Genomic DNA, 16,696 nt, shown 5'->3' on the forward strand with positions numbered 1-16,696 from the left:
CGCTAGAATACTCCCGATTTAATAGCGAACAGCGCTTGTCGGTGCTGCGCTATATCCGTCTAGGGACAAAATGAATTCCTTGCATGTGGCGCGTTTCACGGTGGCCTACTGGTGTGTTTTCATGGCCGTGCTGCTGCCCCTGGTGTGCGCGTGGCTGGCCAAGAGCGGTGGCCTGGGCAGGCCGCGCCGCGAAGGGGGCTACGACAACCATGACCCGCGTGCCTGGATGGCCCGCCAGTCCGACTGGCATGCCCGCGCGAACGCAGCGCAGGCCAACAGTTTCGAGGCGCTGCCATTCTTCATCGGAGCGGTCGTCATTGCACACCAGCTGGGTGCGGCGCAGACCCTGCTCGACATCCTCGCTTTCCTGTTCATCATGCTGCGCGTTTTCTACATCCTGATGTATGTCTCGGACATGCCCAAGGCCCGCAGCGCGGTGTGGGGTGCGGCGTTCCTGGTGAACATCGCCATTTTCTTCATCGGCTACCGCTGAAACGGTGTGGGCTGATGCCCGCACAGCAATACGTAGAAGCGCTCAGGGGAAGACCCTGATGCGCCCATGCAGCGGCTGCGGCACGATTGTTGCGTTGCAGCAATTTCCTGCTTTTCCGTTTTTTCCATGTCCCTTCCTCCTGTCAGCCGCCGTGCCTTTGGTGCCCTGTCTGCCCTGTCGGCAGTCGCGGCATGCACTTCTGGCGCCTGGGCGTATGCGCCCGGCGCCGCGGCGCGGCGCGTCACCATCGCGGTGGGCGGGCAGGCCGTGCTGTACCACCTGCCCCTGACCATCGCGGGCCGGCTGGGTTTTTTCCAGGCCGAAGGACTGGATGTCACGGTGCTTGACTACCCCGGTGGTGCCCTGGCCTTGCGGGCGGTGCAGGACGGAGTGGCCCAGGTCTGCTCGGGTGCCTATGAACACACTCTGCGCCAGCAGAGTCGGGGCCACGATTACCGCGCTTTCGTGGTGCAGGGGCGGGCGCCGCAGCAGGCGCTGGGCGTGTCGCTGCGGGCGGTGCCGAGCTATCGGGGGCCATCGGACCTGCGGGGACGGCGCATCGGTGTTTCGGCCCTGGGCTCGTCCACCCAGGTGATGGCGAGCATGCTGCTGGCCCGCGCGGGCGTGGATGTGCACACTGTCTCCTTCGTGGGCGTGGGAACGGGGCTTGCTGCCCTGGCGGCGCTGCGCACAGGCCGCATCCATGCGCTGTGCCATGCCGACCCCATCATGGCGCTGCTCGAGCAACGGGGCGAGGTGCGCCTTGTCGGCGACCTGCGCACGCTCCAGGCCACGCAGGAGGTGTTTGGCGGCGCCATGCCTGCCAGTTGCCTGGTTGCCCCCCAGTCATTTCTGCACCAGGAGCCCGTGGTGGCACAGGCGCTGGTCAATGGCATCGTGCATGCGCTCAAGTGGCTGCAGACAGCAGCGCCGGCCGATCTGGTCAAGGCGGTGCCTGCCAGTTACCTGCTGGGTGACAGGGCGGTCTATCTGGCGGCGTTCAACCGGGTGCGCGAGACGTTTTCGCCCAATGGGCTCATGCCCGAGGACGGGCCGGCAACCGCCTTGCGGGCGCTTGCGCAGTCCTATCCCGGCATGTCTGGCACACGGGCCAGCCTGGCACGCACCTTCACCGATGACCTGACCCGAAAGGCGCGGCAGAAATTCGGGGTGTGAGATGTGCGCCCTGGCGGTGCGAAGGCGCTGATGGCCTGCGCAGTGGGTGAGAATGCCGGGCCAACGGGGCTGTGCCCGGTGTTCGCCACTCTTCCTCACTCATTTCAAGGGACCCTCTCATGTCGCTGAGCCTCAGCATTGGCCCGCTCGTTTCCCTGATCGCGGGCATCCTCATCCTGGTCATGCCGCGCCTGCTGAGCACCATCGTGGCGCTTTACCTGATCGTGATCGGCGTGTTGGGCTTGCTGGGCATGCACACCCTGCGCTTGTAAGTGCCCACGGCACAGCAGCACTCGTGCTCAGCGGCGTTTCTTGGAGGGCTTGCCACCCTTGCGTGTGGGGGCTGGGGCCTTGCTTCCTGTTGTGCGACTGGCTGAGCCGCTGGCCGATGATCCTTTGCTCATGCGCACCGGCAGGAACATCACCACCTGCTGGCCGGCCTTGAAGGCTGCGCCGGTCTTCACATCGTTCCAGTCGGCCACGTTGTCGACGCTGACGCGGTAGCGCTGTGCCATGCTGCGCACGGTGTCGCGCTTGCCGGCGCGCACCGTGGTGCGGCGGGTCACGATTTCAGGTGTGAGGGCCAGCTGGCCGTTGTCTGCCAGGTGGGCCGAAACATCCTGGCGGGTAGTGGTGGTTCGCGGCACCATCAGCGCCGATCCGGCCTTGATCAGCATGCGCGGCGGAATGTTGTTGAGGCTGCGCAGGTCGTTTTCGCTCATGCCGGTACGCTGGGCGGCATCGGCCACGCTCATGGTGGTGGGCACGGACCACACCGTCCAGCTGGCGTATTGCCCCTGGTTTTTGGCGTCAAGGTTGCGCTGGAAGACCCGCGCGTTGTCCCAGGGCAGCAGGATCTGGGGGGTGCCTGCGGCAAAAATGGTCGGACGGTGAAACGAGGGGTTCAGCGCACGAAAATCCGCTTCGCGCACCCCTGCCAGCTGGGCCACCACCGCCACGTCGATGTCGTGGGTGATGTCCACCATCTGGAAATAGGGGTGGTTTTCGATCAGTGGCAGTTCGGTGCGAAAGGCCTCGGGGTTGGCCACGATGTTTTTGACGGCCTGCAGCTTGGGCACATACAGCCGCGTTTCCGCAGGCATGTTCAGGTCGGTGTAGCGCGTTCCCAGCCCGGCTTTCTGGTTGCGGGCAATGGCGCGGCCCACGCTGCCTTCACCCCAGTTGTAGGCGGCCAGGGCCAGGTGCCAGTCGCCAAACATGCCGTACAGCTTTTGCAGGTAGTCGAGCGCGGCGCGGGTGGATGCCAGCACGTCGCGGCGGTCGTCGCGAAAGGCGTTCTGCTTGAGATCGAAGTAGTTGCCCGTGGCCGGCATGAACTGCCACATGCCGGCGGCCTTGGTGCTGGAGACGGCCTGCGGGTTGAAGGCACTTTCGATGTAGGGCAGCAGCGCCAGCTCGGTGGGCATGCCCCGGCGTTCGAGCTCTTCAACGATGTGGAACAGGTATTTGCTGGAGCGCTCGGTCATGCGCTGCATGTAGTCGGGGCGGCTGGCGTACCACTGCTCGCGGTCCTGCACCAGTTCGTGCTGCAGGTCGGGCATGGCAAAACCGCGGCGAATGCGCTCCCACAGGTCGGCGGGCGTGAACAGCGAGGCCACTTCGCTGCTGGCGGCGCGGCCGGCCGTGATCGGGCTCAGCGGCCCATTGGGGATGACGGGGATGTGGCTGGCGGTGCCCGCGGGCGAATCGGTGTCGAACGGGTTGCTGGAGGGGGTGCCGGTGGTGGCGCAGCCGGTGAGCCACAGCAGTCCTGCAAGGCAGGCGAAGCGCAGAATTTTCATCAGAAGTCGTTTTTCCATTGGCGCAGGGCGGCAAATACCGCCACGGCGTCGTGTTGTGGGACCCGGGCGTCAAAGCCCTGGGCAGCTGCGGCGACTGTGGTTTCGCGCACACGCAGAAAGGGGTTGATGTCACGTTCCAGCGCCATGCGTGATGGCAGCGTGGGCTGGTTTTGCGCCCGCAAGGCCGTGCAATGGCTGCTGTAGTGGAGCAAGGTGGCGTTGCCGGGTTCCACGGCACGCGCAAATTTCAGGTTGGACAACGTGTACTCATGGGTACAGCACACCAGCGTGCTGCCCGGCAGGGCGGCCAGCTGGTCGAGCGATGCCAGCATCTGCGTGGGCGTGCCTTCAAAAAGGCGCCCGCAGCCGCCCGAGAAAAGGGTGTCCCCGCAAAACAGCAGGGGCGCGCCCTCCATATCGGGGCAGTAATAGGCGATGTGGCCAGCCGTGTGGCCCGGAACATCGAGCACGGAAAACCGCAGGCCCAGCAGATCCACGCTGTCGCCCTGCGCCAGGCGCACCAGCGGCTCGGGGATGCGCTCGCGCGCCGGGCCGAACACCTGGGCGCCGGTGGCAGCGCGCAAGGCATCCACGCCGCCCACATGATCGGCGTGGTGGTGCGTGACTAGAATGGCCTGCAACTGCAGCCCCTGGGCCTGCAGCGCCTGCAGCACGGGCGCCGCGTCACCGGGGTCCACCACGATGGCCTGGCGGCCGTTGTGCAGCATCCAGATGTAGTTATCGGCAAAGGCGGGCAGCGGTAGCAGGTTCATGAGCGATCAAATTATAAGTTTGCACCACTGGTTCGACTCCCCCCCCGGCCGTTACCTGCTGGCGTGGGAGCAGCAGCGCTTCGATGAGGCGGTGGTGGACATCTTTGGTTACCACGGCCTGCAGATCGGCATTCCGATGCTCGACGGCCTGCGCGCCAACCGCATGCCGCACCAGTGGCTGGCCCTGGGCGAAGAGGGTATGGCCCTGCTGCCGGGCACCTGCGCTGCAGGCCCGCCACCCGCTGGCGCCGCGCCCGCGCCAGACCCCCTGCGCCTGCTGGCCCTGCTGGCCGACCCGGTGGCGCTGCCGTTTGCGGACAACAGCCTGGACCTCATCGTGCTGCCGCACACGCTGGAGCAGAGCGTGGACCCGCATGCCGCGCTGCGCGAGGTGGAGCGCGTGCTGGTGCCCGAGGGGCGGGTGGTGATCAGCGGGCTCAATCCGGTCAGCCTGTGGGCCTTGCGCCAACACCGCGCGCGCCTGTACCAGCGCCTGGGGCGGGGCCGCCTGTACCTGCCGGATGCGGGCGAGTTCATTGGCTACCGGCGGCTGCGCGACTGGTTGCGGCTGCTCAATTTCGAGGTCGAGTCGGCGCGCTTTGGCTGCTACCGGCCGGCCGTGCGCAGCAGCCACTGGCTGGAAAGATTTGCCTGGATGGACCGCCTGGGCGATCAATGGTGGCCGATACTCGGGGCCGCGTACTTTCTGGTGGCCGTCAAGCGCGTGCATGGCATGCGCCTGCTCGAACCCGCCTGGCGCACCGCACCGCAGCGCGCTGCCGCGTCGGTGCCGGTGGCCCACCGCGGTGCCAGCCAGAAACCGTCGCACCGCACCAGCCTGGTGCCCACCATGGCACCGGGCGCCACAGACCGCACCCACAGGAAAAAAGTTTGAATCAGATTGAGATCTACACCGATGGCGCCTGCAAGGGCAATCCGGGCCCCGGCGGCTGGGGCGTTTTACTGCGCTCCGGTGCCACTGAAAAAGAGCTGTTTGGCGGCGAGCTCGGCACCACCAACAACCGCATGGAACTGCTGGCCGTCATCGAGGCGCTGTCTGCGCTCAAGCGGCCTTGCGCGGTGACGCTGTACCTCGACAGCGAATATGTGCGCAAGGGCATCACCGAATGGATCCACGGCTGGAAGGCGCGCGGCTGGCGCACCGCCGCCAGGCAGCCGGTGAAAAACGTCGAGCTGTGGCAGCGCCTGGATGCGCTGGTCACCGGGGCCGGCCACCGCATCGACTGGCGCTGGGTGCGGGGGCATTCGGGCGATCCGGGCAACGAGCGGGCCGATGCCCTGGCCAACCGCGGTGTGGAACAGGCCCTGGGGCGGCGCTGAAGTTCTCGACCAGATCTGGCGGGTATGCGCTACCGATTTCTTGTTGATTGCTACTTTATTGGTAGCTACAAGCGCACATGACTTAGGCGCTTCAGGTGTTTTTACCCAAATTCCTGGTGTGTGAGCGCTCTGCCGGTGGGCGTCGGCCTACGCCTTTCCAGTAGGCAGCGGCGCGGCGCTGTGGTCTGATGGCGGCCGGTGGAACTCTGCACAGGAGTGAACGTGAACCCGCTGACCAAGATGGCGCTGGGGCTGATAGGGCAGTTGCGCCCCGAGCCCCCCACGGGCGATGGCAGTCCGGTGCTGGCCTTGCCCCCGCCGCGGTGCGACGGCGGCATGCCGCTCATGCAGGCGCTGGCCCGGCGGCAGTCGCAGCGCGAATTCGATCCCGTGGCGCTGCCAATGCCGGTGCTGTCGGACCTGCTGTGGGCTGCGGCGGGCGTCAACCGGCACGACAGCGGCGGGCGCACGGTGCCGAGCGCCATGAACGCGCAGGAGGTGGACCTGTACGTGGCCCTGCCCGAAGGCCTGTACCTCTACGACCCCCAGGCCCACGCACTGCAGCGCACGGTGGTCACCGATGTACGGCGCGTCACGGGCTACCAGGACTTTGTGGACAGCGCGCCGCTCGACCTCGTCTATGTGGCCGAACATGCACGCATGAAGCTGGTGCCGGCCGAACAGCGCAGCACCTACGCCGCAGCCGCGGCGGGTGCCATGGCGCAAAACGTCTATCTGCAGGCCGCATCCACCGGGCTGGCCACCGTCATCCGCGCCTGGCTGGACCGCACCGCACTGGCGCAGGCCATGGGCCTGGGCACCAACCAGCAGGTGCTGCTGGCGCAAACCGTGGGCTGGCCGGCCGGGGCGGCGCCGCCATGAGCACCGTGTTCGACCCGCTGCGCCTGTCGGCGGTGTCGCTGGAGGTGATGGCGGCCAACCGCGATTCGGTGCAGGGCCTGGCGCGGCGCCAGCAGGCGCGGCTGGCGCGGCTGCTGGAGGCCGCGCTCAAGGGCTCGCGCCTTTACCGCGAGCTGCTGCCCGCAGGCACCTCGGCCCGCACGCCGTTGCAGGATTTGCCGGTGGTCACACGCCACCAGCTGATGGCGCGCTTTGACGACTGGGTGACCGACCCGTGCCTCACGCTCCATGCGCTGCGCGCCTTCACCGCCGACCCGGCGCGCATCGCCACGCCCTGGCAGGGCCGCTACATGGTGTGGGAAAGCTCGGGCACCAGCGGCCAGCCGGGCATCTTTGTGCAGGACGCACAGGCCATGGCCGTGTACGACGCGCTGGAGGCGCTGCGCCGCAGCACGCCGCGCCCCCTGCTGCGCTGGCTGGACCCGCTGTGCCTGTCCGAGCGCATTGCCTTCGTGGGGGCGACCAGCGGGCATTTCGCCAGCTATGTCTCGGTGCAGCGGCTGCGCACCCTCAACCCGTGGCTGGCGGGGCGCATCCGCAGTTTTTCCATCCAGGAGTCCGCACCCGAGCTGGTGGCCGCCCTGAATGATTTTGCACCCACGGTGCTGGCCACCTACCCCACCGCGGCCGCGCTGCTGGCCGACGAGGCGGACCGGGGGGCCTTGCGCATCGCGCCGCACGAGGTCTGGACCGGCGGTGAAACGCTGAGTCCGGCCGTGCGCGCGCACATCGAACGGGCGCTGGGCGCCGTGGTGCGCAACAGCTATGGCGCCTCGGAGTTCCTCTCCATGGGCTGGGAGTGCGCCCACGGCCAGATGCACCTGAACGCCGACTGGGTGATCCTGGAGCCCGTGGACGAGCACCACCGCCCCGTGCCGGTGGGCCATGCCGCCTGCAGCGTGCTGCTGACCAATCTGGCCAACACCGTTCAGCCCCTCATCCGCTACGACCTGGGTGACCAGGTGACGCTGCAGGCCGGGCGCTGCGGCTGTGGTTCACCCTTGCCGGTGATGGTGGTGCAGGGGCGCCACGACGACCTGTTGCACATGGCAGGGCCGGGCGGGCGGCCGGTAACGCTGTTGCCGCTGGCCTTGTCCACGGTGCTGGAGGACGACGCGGGCGTGTTTGATTTCTATCTGCGCCAGCAGGACGCGCACACGCTGGTGCTGCGCCTGCCCGTGGCGGGCGAGGCCGGGCAGGCGGCCATGGAGCGCGGCTGCAAGGCGCTCAAGGCCTTTGCCAGGGCCCAGGGCCTGCCGCGGCTGCGGGTGCTGCAGGAACTGGACCTGCCCGTGCCACGCGGGCGCAGCGGCAAGGCCTGCCGCATCATGGCTTGTTGTGTCTGATACGGTCTTGCATTCAAGCGGATAACTAGGCGGGAAGCCGCAGACAGTGCTTCAGCACGGCAAGGCAAACCAACGAAGTGATACGTTTGGAGGCAAGACCGTATGAAACGGCGTTCAAGGCATGGACGACACATAGGCCACCACCGCTTCGATGTCGGCATCCGACATCTGCCTGGTGTTGGGGGTCATGATGGAACCGGCGCGCGCCCCCGTATCTTCTCGGTAGCGGTGCAGGGTCATGCGCAGGTAGTCGGGCTGCTGCCCGGCGATGCGGGCAATCTGCTCGTTTCCCCGGCCTGCGGCGCCATGGCAGCGGACGCAGGTTTTCTCGAAATAGGCCTGCCCCTTGGCGGTCAGTGCGGGGCTGGCGGTGGTCTGGTGGGCCACTGGCTGTGCTGCATAGAACAGCACCATGCCGATTTTTTCGTCGCTGTTCATGGCGCGGATCATGCCTTCCATGAATTCGTTGCGCCGGCGGCCGTCGGCAAACTGCCGCATCTGCTCCAGCAGATAGGCCGGATTCTGGCCGGCCAGGTTGGGAATGGACGGCTTGATGCTGGTGCCGCCTTCGCCATGGCAATGGGCGCACACGGCGGCCACCTTGCGGCCCACCTTGTAGAGGTTGTCGGCCAGCGGTGCGCTGGTTTGCGCTTCCTTGAAGCGGGCGTCCAGATCCACGTTGGCGGTGGCGCGGGCCTTGGCTTGCTGGGCCACCACGGGCGGGACCACGAGTGCAGCCATCCATCCGATCGTCAGAGCTGTGCGCAGGAGCATGGCGGTAACCACTTTATTGAAAAGGTCATTCTAGGCCCGGGATTCGCCACCGTTCGCACGCGCAGGCGGGGTTGGATCAAAGAGTGTGCTTTGGGCGGGGGAGGGGGTGCAGGCGGCGCCCGGGGCAGGCAATGGCACGCCTGCCGGTAGGGGCAGGGCCTGCGGCGCAGGCGCGCTTGGGGGTGTTCTTCGTAAAATGACCGCCCGGGAATGCACCGTCGTGGCTGCTTTGCACCCCATCGGATGCAACCCTGGAGCCTGAGAAAGCCGTGTGCGCCCCTGGGTCGCATGCGGCTTTTGCCGTTTTTCCCCCGTCCGTTTTTTCGCCAACACGGCCCTCTCGCGGCCGGTCGGCCTACCATTTATGCCACGCCATTGGCCTCCATTTGCCTGGGTTTGTTTTGCCATGTGCGTGGGTGTCATGGGCACCGCCCTGGCCAGCCCGCTGTACCCGCTGTACCAGGCCCACTGGGGCCTGCAGCCCAGCCACATCACGGGCATCTACGTGGCCTACATGTTTGGGGCGCTGGCCAGCCTGCTGTTCCTGGGGCGGCTGAGCGACCGGTTCGGCTTTCTGCCCGTGTTGCGCCATGGCCTGGTGCTGGTCACGGCCGGCGTGTTGCTGTCGGCGCTGGCCTGGAGCGTGGCGTCGTTCGTGGTCAGCCGTGTGCTGATCGGCATTGCCTCGGGAATGATCACCACCTCGGCCTCGATCGGCCTCACGCAGCTCAACCGCAGCCGCAACGTGATGCGCGCCTCGGCCATGACCAGTTTTGCCATGGCGCTGGGTTTTGGCCTGGGGCCGCTGGTGGGCGGCCTGATGGCGCAGTGGGTGCCGCTGCCGCTGGTGACGGCCTATGCGCCCAGCGTGGTGCTGGGGGTGCTGGCCATTTATGCCCTGTACCAGGTGCAACGGGCTTCACCGGGTGCGGCCGCGGTGCAGCAGCCTTTGGCCTTGCGCGACTGGCTGCCGCGCATCACCCTGCCGCAACCCACCCTGCGGCGCCCGTTTCTGATTGCCAGCCTGGGGGCGTTCAGCACCTTCGGCATCTTTGGCCTGTATGCGTCGCTGGCACCGAGTTTCATGGCGCACATGGTGCCCTGGCACGGGCCGGCCGTGAGTGGCCTGTCGATTGCCATGATCCTGTTTCTCTCGGCCGGCTTTCAGTGGCTGGCCCGGCCGGTGCACACCAAGACCTGCGCCATCGCCGGGCTGGGGCTGCTGGCGGCCTGCAATCTGCTGCTGATTGCCACCACCTACACCAACCTGCCGCTGCTGTTCGTGCTGAGCGTGCTCAGCACCGCCGCAGGCCATGGCCTGGTGAACCTGGCAGGCATTGCCATCGTGAACAAGGTGGCGGGCCCCGAGAACCGGTCCGGGCTGCTGTCCACCTACCTGGTGGTGGGCTATCTGGGCACCATCGTGCCCATTCTGGGCGTGGGCTGGCTGTCGGACCACCTGGGCCTGCGGGTGGCCATCGTGGTTTTCTGCGGAGCGATGGCGGCGCTGACCGGCGTGCTGGCCTGGCTGGCCCAGCGCACCCCGGTGATCGAGCAGGCTTGAAGCGAGACACCCCTCTGAGCGGCGTTGCCGCTTCCCCCCGCTCTCGCACCGCTGCGCGCTGTGGGCAGGGGGACGCAGCCCTCGCTGCGGGGCGGCCCTTGCTTGGCTGCCCTGGCCTGGGCTGCGTCTGTTTCATGGGTCGCTGGCGGTGCAGGACACCATGAAAATCAGCCCGGTGCCGGCCGGTCTGCGCCAAGCAGCTGTTCCATGGTCAGGGCGTCCTGGGGCCGCACCACACGCGCCAACTCTTGTCCATCGCGCAGCAGCACCAGGGTGGGCCAGAGCTTCACGCCAAAGCTGCGGCCCAGGCGCTGGCCGGGGCCGTCTTCCACCTTGATGTGGGCCATATCCGTCCGGTCGCGCAGGGCCTGCTCGATGAGGGGCTGGGCGCGCTGGCAGTGGCCGCACCAGGGGGTGCCGAATTCGAGCACGGTGGCGCCGGGCAGGCGGTCCACTTCGGCGCGGGTGGGTGCTTGTGCAAGGTGTTGGGCGGCGTAGGGCATAGGCTCAATGATTTCAAGAAGAGGGCAGATACGAAACCCATTGTGCTGCGCGTCGCCCGCTCGGCGCGCAACTGGCGCGTCACCTGCCAGGGACGCCGAGCAAGGGCCGCCCCGCAGCGAGGGCGTCGTCCCCCTCGGGGGAAGGCGCGAAGCGACACAGGGGGGGCTCAAATTACTCCGTCGAACATCATCACATCCACCGTGTCGCCCACGGCCACGTTGCCCTGGCCGTGGTGCAGCACGATCAGGCCGTTGGCCTGCACCATGGAGCTGAGCACGCCTGAACCCTGGTTGCCCGTGGTGCAGACCTGCAGCGTGCCGTCGGCAGCGGTGGTGACGGTGCCACGCTGGTATTCGGTGCGGCCGGCCTTCTTGCGGAGGACCTCGGTGCTCACGGCGCGCAGCAGCGGCGGGGCCGGGCGGGTGCTGCCCATCATGCGCAGCAGGGCGGGGCGCACAAAGGCCAGAAAGGTCACCATGACCGCCACGGGGTTGCCGGGTAGGCCGAAAAGAACGGCACCGGTGGCGGCTTTGCCAGTATCGTTCTGATAGCTGTCAGTGCTTTCTGCATCTGCGCTGGAGGCCTCTTTTTTCTGAAAACCTGCGCTGGCAATGCGTCCCACGGCCATGGGCCGGCCGGGGCGCATGGCGATGCGCCAGAAAGCCACGTCACCGAGCTGCTTCATCATGGTGCGCGTGTGGTCGGCCTCGCCCACGCTCACGCCGCCACTGGTGATGATGGCGTCGGCCCGCTGCGCGGCATCGCGGAAGGCGGCCTCCAGCAGGGCGGGGGTGTCGGGCACTACGCCCAGGTCGATCACCTCCACGCCCAGCCGCGTGAGCAGGCCGAACACGGTGTAGCGGTTGCTGTCGTACACCGCGCCTTCGCGGGGCGGCTCGCCCAGGCTCAGGATTTCGTCGCCGGTGGAAAAATAGGCCACGCGCAGGCGGCGGTACACCGCCACGGTTTTCAGCCCCAGACTGGCCACCAGCCCCAGCGCGGCAGGAGCCAGCAGCGCTCCTTTGGATAGCGCCACACCGCCTTCCATGAGGTCTTCGCCCTTGAAGCGGCGGTTGTCGCCCAGGCGCAGCACGTTGGCGGCAATGGTGATGTGGTCGCCATCGGCGGCGGTGGTGAACTCCTGCGGCACCACGGTGTCCAGGCCCGGGGGCATGATGGCGCCGGTCATGATCTTCAGGCATTCGCCCGCGCCCACGGTGCCGGTCCAGGCCTTGCCCGCCAGCGCCGTGCCCACCACGCGCAGCGTGAGCGGCTGGCCCGCCACCAGTTGCGCACCGGCAAAGGCGTAGCCGTCCATGGCCGAGTTGTCGTGGGGCGGCACGCTCAGGGGCGAGACCACGTCGCGTGCCAGCACGCGGCCCAGGGCCTCGAAAATGCCGATCTCTTCGGTGGCCGTGACCGGCTGCACCAGCTGTTCCAGAAAGGCCGACACCTGGTCGGCACTGAGTGCCTGGGGGTCGTAGCCCTGCAGTTCGGCGGCAATCTGTGCAATGGTTTTCATGGGTGCGTTCGCGCTGAGCGGGTGGGGGTGCAACCGGTGCACCCGGTCAGGGAATGCCGGCGCTTTCAAGGCGGTGCAGCTCGTCCAGCGTGTTGGCGTTGAAGAAGGCCAGCGGGTCGTCGCCCGGCTGGTCGAAGGGCACCACCACATGCGGGTGCTGTGCGGTCCAGGCGTCGATCTTGCGGCCACCGGCCTGGGTGAAGGCGACCAGGCTTTCGAGCAGGTCCACACGCAGCAGGCAGAACACGGGCTGGGTGCGCACGGCGGTGCCGCCCGCGCCATCGTCCTCGGGGGCGGCGGCCATGGCGATGTCGGCCCCTTGGGCGTCCGCAGCGGCCGCCAGCCGTGCCGCCAGGTCCAGCGGAAACAGCGGGGTGTCGCAGGGCACGGTGAGCAGCCACGGGGTTTCGCAACGCTCCAGCCCGGTCAGAAAGCCCGCCAGCGGGCCGGCATAGTCGGCAATCACGTCGGGCCACACGGGTGCGCCAAAGGCCTCGTAGGCGGCCAGGTTGCGGTTGGCGTTGACCATGGTGGCGCCCACCTGCATCTGCAGGCGCATCAGCGTGTGCAGCGCCAGCGGCAGGCCGCGAAAATTCTGCAGGCCCTTGTCCACGCCGCCCATGCGGGAGCCGCGACCGCCGGCCAGCACGAGGCCGGTGATGTCGTTCGTTTCAATCATGTCTTTGATGGTCGTTGCCGATTCAGCGAGGGCTGCGTCCCCCTGCCCGCGCGCAGCGCAAGAGATGGGGGAAGCGGTGAAGTCGCTCAGGGGATTGTTGCATCTCATCCGCCGATGTAGCTCATTTCCACCCGGCGCGCGCCCTGCGTGGTGTCGGCCGGCAGGCTGCTGCGCAGCTCCGAATAGCGGTCGGTGCGTTGCTGCCAGATGGGCGCAATGGCCGATGCAATGGCCTCGTCGCTGGCGCCGCCGCGCAGCAGGCTGCGCAGATCGTAGCCCTGGGTGGCAAAAAGGCACAGGTACAGCCGGCCTTCGGTGGAAAGGCGCGCGCGGTTGCAGTCGCCGCAGAAGGCCTGCGTCACGCTGCTGATCACGCCCACTTCGCCCAGGGCCGGGTCGTGCTGGCCTGCAGCGCTGGCGTAGCCCCAGCGCTCGGCGGTTTCGCCGGGGCTGGTGGGGCTGAGCTGCACCAGCGGCAGTTCGGCGCGCAGGCGGGCTATCAGTTCGGCGGACGGCAGCACCTCGTCCATGCGCCAGCCGTTGGTGGCGCCCACGTCCATGTATTCGATGAACCGCAGCGTGGTGCCCGTGCCGCGAAAGTGGCGCGCCATGGGCAGGATTTCGTGGTCATTGGTGCCGCGCTTGACCACCATGTTCACCTTGATCTGCGACAGCCCCGCCGCGTGCGCCGCCTCGATGCCGGCCAGCACATCGGCCACCGGAAAATCCACATCGTTCATGCGGCGGAACACCGCGTCGTCCAGGCCATCGAGGCTCACGGTGACGCGGTTCAGGCCCGCCTCCTTGAGGGTCCGCGCCTTGCGCGCCAGCAGCGAGCCGTTGGTGGTGAGGGTGAGGTCGGGCGCGGTGCCGTCCACCGTGCGCAGCCGGGCCAGCTGGGCCACCAGTTCTTCAAGGTTCTTGCGCAGCAGGGGCTCGCCCCCGGTCAGGCGGATCTTGCGCACGCCGTGGGCCAGAAACAGCCGCGCCAGCCGCGTGATCTCCTCAAAGCTCAGCAGGGCGTTGTGCGGCAGGTAGGCATGGTCCTTGTCGAACACTTCCTTGGGCATGCAGTAGTTGCAGCGGAAGTTGCAGCGGTCGGTCACGCTGATGCGCAGGTCGCGCAGGGGGCGGCCCCGGGTGTCGGTCAGCAGGCCGGTGGGGGCGGCGGCCTGCGCGGGCACCCTGGCCGCCAGAGCGGCGATACGTTGGTCCACCAGAGGAATCACACGTTCAGACATGGGGTGATTCTGCCGTATCGCCCCCGCCATCGAGGCCATGCCCCTGCTGGCGAGGTTGACTGGGGTCAATGGAGCGGGTCAATGCGGGTTCGTCCCGCCAATGTCCCGCCAATGTCCGGCGAATGGCAGTTGCTTGACATGGCGCAGGGGGCGCAGGTGGTGTGTCACAACAATCGCAGCACACAAAGTTTCAAGGAAATGACATGACGAATGCGAGGTCGATTGCACAAGCGCTTCCCTGCCAGCGCCGGGTGGCCGTGCAGTGGGTGGCGGCGGGCATCCTGCTGCCCACCTGGGCCGGCGGGGCCCAGGCGCAAATGGCACTGTCGGGGGCCATCAACCACGCGGGATGGTTTCGGGCACTGTCGCAGCGCATGGCCAAGGCGTATTGCCAGCAGTATTTGCAGGTGCTGCCCGAGGCTGCCAGGGACGTGCTGGGCCATGCGCGCAAAAGGGTGCAGCAGGGATCTGGCGAGCTGGCGCGCGGGCTGCAGTCGGGCCAGTGGCCCGCCGAAGTGGCGCGGCAGCTGGACGAAGTGCAAAAGCAGTTTGCACTGCTCGATCAGTTGACAGCGGCGCCCACGTCGCGGGCGGCCTTGGCCGCGGTGTCCGAGCAGTCCGACCGCACGCTGCTGGTGGCCCAGGCGGTGACCGAGTCCATCGAAAAGATGGCACGGGTGGCCAGTGCGCGGCTGGTGAACCTGGCCGGGCGCCAGCGCATGCTGTCGCAGCGCCTGGCCAAGAACTATTTTCTGGTGGCCGCCAAGGCGGACACCAAGCTGGTGCACGCGCAACTGGCGGCAGACGCCGCCGATTTCCGGCAGGCCATGCAGACCCTGACGGCCGCACCGGTCTCCACGCCCGCCATTCGTGGCGAGCTGGAGCTGGCGGCCCCGCAGTGGGTGTTTTTTGAGGCGGCCCTGCGCCGGCCCGCCGACGAGCAGGGACTGAGCGCGGTGGCCACTACCAGCGAACGCCTGCTGAGCGTGATGGACCGGCTCACCGGCCTGTACGAAGCCGCCTTGCGCGAGGTGCTGTAGCCAGGGGCTTGCCGGCAGCGCCGTCCGGGGGGCTGTGGTGTGCTGCTACACGCAGCGTGCCCCATCCACCTCGATGCACACGCCGCTGATGAAGGCGGCCTCGTCGCTGGCCAGGTACAGCGCGGCGTTGGCCACGTCGAGCGCCGTGGAAAAGCGGCCCAGCGGAATGGTGGCCAGGAATTTCGCGCGGCGCGCTTCGTCCACCGGTCCCCCCGCAAACTCGGCGACCAGGCCCGTGTCGGGGTTGAACACGGGGTTGATGCAGTTCACGCGGATGTTGTCGGGGCCCAGCTCGGCGGCCATCGACTTGCTGGTGGTGATGACGGCGCCCTTGGAGCCGTTGTACCAGGTCAGGCCCGGCCGGGGGCGCAGGCCCGCCGTGGAGGCAATGTTGATGAAGCTGCCGCCGCCGCCCTGGCGCATCGCGGGCACGGCGTGGATGGCCGAGAGGTAGATGCTCTTGACGTTGATGGCATAGACCTTGTCGAACTCGTCCTCGCTCACTTCCAGCATGGGGCGGTTGCGGTGCGTCCAGCCGGCGTTGTTGACCACCACGTCCAGCCGGCCATGCAGGCGCACGGCCTCGTCGACCAGGGCCTTGACATCGGCGGACTTTGTCACATCGGCCTGGAAGAAGGCCGCCGTGCCACCCGCCGCGATGATCTCGGCCACCACACGCTGGCCGCCAACTGCGTTGACGTCATTCACGATGACCTTGCCCCCTTCAGCCGCCAGGCGCTTGGCAATGCCTTCGCCAATACCGTTGCCGGCGCCGGTGACGATGATGGATTTGTGCTGCACGCGCATGGTGTTGTCTCCTTGCTTTATAAATTGGATAGCGGCTTGCGCTTTAGGGGTAGGCGATAGCGCCTGTTTTTATTCATATTGTTCCCCCGCCACACGGGCTAGGGCTGCAGCGCGGGGCGGGCGTCGTCGGTCGCAGGGGGCGGGCCCACCGGCACCGTCAGACCGTCCGGGCCGCGGCGGTAGAACTGCGGAAAATATTCCTTCACGCCGTTGCCGTTGAAGTCCCAGCCGGTGCACTGGCCCAGGTGGCGGGGCGGCTCGTCCGCATTGGCGGCAGCAAACACCGCGGGCACCGACTGGAATGCTGCCGTGGCCAGGTTGAACAGCAGTTCGCGCAGGTGGGTGCAGCTGGCCACGCCGCCCAGGTTCTTCTGGATGGCCTGGCGCCAGCCGCGCGCCATGCTGCAGCCCACCATGGATTGCAGCGCGGGCTGGGCCTGGGGACAGTCCTTGAGCGGGTGGGTGTCCATGGCCACGTCGATGGCCTGCACCACCAGCTGGCGGTTGACGGTGACGCGCAGCCACATGTGGTGGATGGGCTCGCCAGCGCGGCGCAGGCCGGCCTCGCGGAACGAGGGCGCATCGTAGGTCTTGCTGTCGTGCAGCTCGCCTTCGATGTCCCACAGCCCATCGTCGCGTTCAAAGCCTTGGTAATGGACGCGGCGCTGGTGCCGGGCGGTGCGGGGGGCGGGGGGGCTCAGGGGCATGGAGAA

At 67.6% G+C, this 16,696-nt stretch carries 19 protein-coding genes; 9 read left to right on the plus strand and 10 right to left on the minus strand.

Features of this window, described 5'->3' with window-relative positions; genetic code table 11:
* Window positions 1–70: 70 nt before the first annotated feature.
* Window positions 71–493, plus strand: a complete 423-nt coding sequence (locus BLW02_RS00305) for an MAPEG family protein (RefSeq protein WP_092696508.1) — start codon at window positions 71–73, stop codon at window positions 491–493.
* Here the strand turns inward: BLW02_RS00305 and BLW02_RS19870 are convergent.
* The gene (locus BLW02_RS19870) at window positions 484–621 is read right to left on the minus strand and encodes a hypothetical protein (RefSeq protein WP_159433756.1); all 138 of its coding nucleotides are present in this window, start codon (window positions 619–621) and stop codon (window positions 484–486) included. The two genes, BLW02_RS00305 and BLW02_RS19870, sit on opposite strands and share 10 nt — an antisense overlap.
* Here BLW02_RS19870 and BLW02_RS00310 point away from each other — a divergent pair.
* Window positions 620–1,669, plus strand: a complete 1,050-nt coding sequence (locus BLW02_RS00310) for an ABC transporter substrate-binding protein (RefSeq protein WP_092696509.1) — start codon at window positions 620–622, stop codon at window positions 1,667–1,669. The two genes, BLW02_RS19870 and BLW02_RS00310, sit on opposite strands and share 2 nt — an antisense overlap.
* A 119-nt stretch (window positions 1,670–1,788) precedes the next feature.
* Window positions 1,789–1,941 (plus strand): DUF3096 domain-containing protein, encoded by a 153-nt coding sequence (locus BLW02_RS00315; protein ID WP_092696510.1) that lies wholly within the window; start codon window positions 1,789–1,791, stop codon window positions 1,939–1,941.
* Between the two features lie 27 nt (window positions 1,942–1,968).
* On the opposite strand, the gene BLW02_RS00320 is transcribed toward BLW02_RS00315, so the two are convergent.
* On the minus strand, window positions 1,969–3,471 hold the full coding sequence (locus tag BLW02_RS00320) for a transglycosylase SLT domain-containing protein (RefSeq protein WP_092696511.1): 1,503 nt from the start codon (window positions 3,469–3,471) through the stop codon (window positions 1,969–1,971).
* On the minus strand, window positions 3,471–4,244 hold the full coding sequence (gene gloB, locus BLW02_RS00325; protein WP_092696512.1) for a hydroxyacylglutathione hydrolase: 774 nt from the start codon (window positions 4,242–4,244) through the stop codon (window positions 3,471–3,473). Before gloB ends, BLW02_RS00320 begins: the two co-directional genes overlap by 1 nt.
* Here gloB and BLW02_RS00330 point away from each other — a divergent pair.
* The 4 genes from BLW02_RS00330 (at window position 4,243) to BLW02_RS00345 (ending at window position 7,852) form a co-directional block, all read left to right on the plus strand.
* Window positions 4,243–5,139, plus strand: a complete 897-nt coding sequence (locus tag BLW02_RS00330; protein ID WP_092696513.1) for a class I SAM-dependent methyltransferase — start codon at window positions 4,243–4,245, stop codon at window positions 5,137–5,139. The genes gloB and BLW02_RS00330 overlap by 2 nt on opposite strands.
* Window positions 5,136–5,585, plus strand: a complete 450-nt coding sequence (gene rnhA / locus BLW02_RS00335; protein ID WP_026436780.1) for a ribonuclease HI — start codon at window positions 5,136–5,138, stop codon at window positions 5,583–5,585. The genes BLW02_RS00330 and rnhA overlap by 4 nt, the downstream gene beginning before the upstream one ends.
* 222 nt (window positions 5,586–5,807) lie before the next feature.
* Entirely contained in the window at window positions 5,808–6,467 is a 660-nt protein-coding gene (locus BLW02_RS00340; protein ID WP_092696722.1) for a SagB/ThcOx family dehydrogenase, read from the plus strand.
* Complete coding sequence (locus BLW02_RS00345; protein WP_092696514.1) at window positions 6,464–7,852, plus strand: phenylacetate--CoA ligase family protein; 1,389 nt, start codon at window positions 6,464–6,466, stop codon at window positions 7,850–7,852. Before BLW02_RS00340 ends, BLW02_RS00345 begins: the two co-directional genes overlap by 4 nt.
* Window positions 7,853–7,966: 114 nt before the next feature.
* On the opposite strand, the gene BLW02_RS00350 is transcribed toward BLW02_RS00345, so the two are convergent.
* A complete protein-coding gene (locus BLW02_RS00350) occupies window positions 7,967–8,593 on the minus strand; it encodes a c-type cytochrome (protein ID WP_092696723.1) in 627 nt (208 codons plus the stop codon).
* 439 nt (window positions 8,594–9,032) lie between these two features.
* Here BLW02_RS00350 and BLW02_RS00355 point away from each other — a divergent pair, with 439 nt between their 5' ends.
* Window positions 9,033–10,190 (plus strand): MFS transporter, encoded by a 1,158-nt coding sequence (locus tag BLW02_RS00355; protein ID WP_092696515.1) that lies wholly within the window; start codon window positions 9,033–9,035, stop codon window positions 10,188–10,190.
* Between the two features lie 167 nt (window positions 10,191–10,357).
* Here the strand turns inward: BLW02_RS00355 and BLW02_RS00360 are convergent, their stop codons facing one another.
* The 4 genes from BLW02_RS00360 to moaA form a co-directional block, all read right to left on the minus strand.
* The gene (locus tag BLW02_RS00360; protein WP_092696516.1) at window positions 10,358–10,693 is read right to left on the minus strand and encodes a thioredoxin family protein; all 336 of its coding nucleotides are present in this window, start codon (window positions 10,691–10,693) and stop codon (window positions 10,358–10,360) included.
* 167 nt (window positions 10,694–10,860) lie between these two features.
* Window positions 10,861–12,216 (minus strand): molybdopterin molybdotransferase MoeA, encoded by a 1,356-nt coding sequence (gene moeA, locus BLW02_RS00365; protein ID WP_092696517.1) that lies wholly within the window; start codon window positions 12,214–12,216, stop codon window positions 10,861–10,863.
* A gap of 46 nt (window positions 12,217–12,262) precedes the next feature.
* Window positions 12,263–12,895, minus strand: coding sequence for a molybdenum cofactor guanylyltransferase MobA (gene mobA, locus BLW02_RS00370; RefSeq protein ID WP_092696518.1), 633 nt, complete (start codon window positions 12,893–12,895; stop codon window positions 12,263–12,265).
* A gap of 104 nt (window positions 12,896–12,999) precedes the next feature.
* Window positions 13,000–14,136, minus strand: a complete 1,137-nt coding sequence (gene moaA / locus BLW02_RS00375; RefSeq protein WP_092696519.1) for a GTP 3',8-cyclase MoaA — start codon at window positions 14,134–14,136, stop codon at window positions 13,000–13,002.
* Between the two features lie 203 nt (window positions 14,137–14,339).
* Between moaA and BLW02_RS00380 the strand changes: the two genes are divergently transcribed.
* Window positions 14,340–15,176 (plus strand): type IV pili methyl-accepting chemotaxis transducer N-terminal domain-containing protein, encoded by an 837-nt coding sequence (locus BLW02_RS00380; RefSeq protein WP_092696520.1) that lies wholly within the window; start codon window positions 14,340–14,342, stop codon window positions 15,174–15,176.
* Window positions 15,177–15,221: 45 nt separating this feature from the next.
* Here BLW02_RS00380 and BLW02_RS00385 read toward each other — a convergent pair whose 3' ends face one another.
* Both BLW02_RS00385 and BLW02_RS00390 read right to left on the minus strand, forming a co-directional pair.
* Window positions 15,222–15,983 (minus strand): SDR family oxidoreductase, encoded by a 762-nt coding sequence (locus BLW02_RS00385; protein WP_092696521.1) that lies wholly within the window; start codon window positions 15,981–15,983, stop codon window positions 15,222–15,224.
* A 98-nt stretch (window positions 15,984–16,081) separates the two neighbouring features.
* On the minus strand, window positions 16,082–16,690 hold the full coding sequence (locus BLW02_RS00390; protein WP_092696522.1) for a DUF2889 domain-containing protein: 609 nt from the start codon (window positions 16,688–16,690) through the stop codon (window positions 16,082–16,084).
* Window positions 16,691–16,696 lie beyond the last annotated feature (6 nt).

The organism is Acidovorax soli (assembly GCF_900107605.1).
In the GTDB taxonomy this organism is placed as follows: Bacteria; Pseudomonadota; Gammaproteobacteria; order Burkholderiales; family Burkholderiaceae_C; genus Acidovorax; species Acidovorax soli.

What these genes read in the sequence shown, in the direction of transcription:
- BLW02_RS00305 (WP_092696508.1), top strand. Translation starts at nt 71, where the DNA reads ATGAATTCCTTGCATGTGGCGCGTTTCACGGTGGCCTACTGGTGTGTT.
- BLW02_RS00310 (WP_092696509.1), top strand. Translation starts at nt 620, where the DNA reads ATGTCCCTTCCTCCTGTCAGCCGCCGTGCCTTTGGTGCCCTGTCTGCC.
- BLW02_RS19870 (WP_159433756.1), bottom strand. Translation starts at nt 621, where the DNA reads ATGGAAAAAACGGAAAAGCAGGAAATTGCTGCAACGCAACAATCGTGC.
- BLW02_RS00315 (WP_092696510.1), top strand. Translation starts at nt 1,789, where the DNA reads ATGTCGCTGAGCCTCAGCATTGGCCCGCTCGTTTCCCTGATCGCGGGC.
- BLW02_RS00320 (WP_092696511.1), bottom strand. Translation starts at nt 3,471, where the DNA reads ATGAAAATTCTGCGCTTCGCCTGCCTTGCAGGACTGCTGTGGCTCACC.
- BLW02_RS00330 (WP_092696513.1), top strand. Translation starts at nt 4,243, where the DNA reads ATGAGCGATCAAATTATAAGTTTGCACCACTGGTTCGACTCCCCCCCC.
- gloB (WP_092696512.1), bottom strand. Translation starts at nt 4,244, where the DNA reads ATGAACCTGCTACCGCTGCCCGCCTTTGCCGATAACTACATCTGGATG.
- BLW02_RS00345 (WP_092696514.1), top strand. Translation starts at nt 6,464, where the DNA reads ATGAGCACCGTGTTCGACCCGCTGCGCCTGTCGGCGGTGTCGCTGGAG.
- BLW02_RS00350 (WP_092696723.1), bottom strand. Translation starts at nt 8,593, where the DNA reads ATGGCTGCACTCGTGGTCCCGCCCGTGGTGGCCCAGCAAGCCAAGGCC.
- BLW02_RS00355 (WP_092696515.1), top strand. Translation starts at nt 9,033, where the DNA reads ATGTGCGTGGGTGTCATGGGCACCGCCCTGGCCAGCCCGCTGTACCCG.
- BLW02_RS00360 (WP_092696516.1), bottom strand. Translation starts at nt 10,693, where the DNA reads ATGCCCTACGCCGCCCAACACCTTGCACAAGCACCCACCCGCGCCGAA.
- moeA (WP_092696517.1), bottom strand. Translation starts at nt 12,216, where the DNA reads ATGAAAACCATTGCACAGATTGCCGCCGAACTGCAGGGCTACGACCCC.
- mobA (WP_092696518.1), bottom strand. Translation starts at nt 12,895, where the DNA reads ATGATTGAAACGAACGACATCACCGGCCTCGTGCTGGCCGGCGGTCGC.
- moaA (WP_092696519.1), bottom strand. Translation starts at nt 14,136, where the DNA reads ATGTCTGAACGTGTGATTCCTCTGGTGGACCAACGTATCGCCGCTCTG.
- BLW02_RS00380 (WP_092696520.1), top strand. Translation starts at nt 14,340, where the DNA reads ATGACGAATGCGAGGTCGATTGCACAAGCGCTTCCCTGCCAGCGCCGG.
- BLW02_RS00385 (WP_092696521.1), bottom strand. Translation starts at nt 15,983, where the DNA reads ATGCGCGTGCAGCACAAATCCATCATCGTCACCGGCGCCGGCAACGGT.
- BLW02_RS00390 (WP_092696522.1), bottom strand. Translation starts at nt 16,690, where the DNA reads ATGCCCCTGAGCCCCCCCGCCCCCCGCACCGCCCGGCACCAGCGCCGC.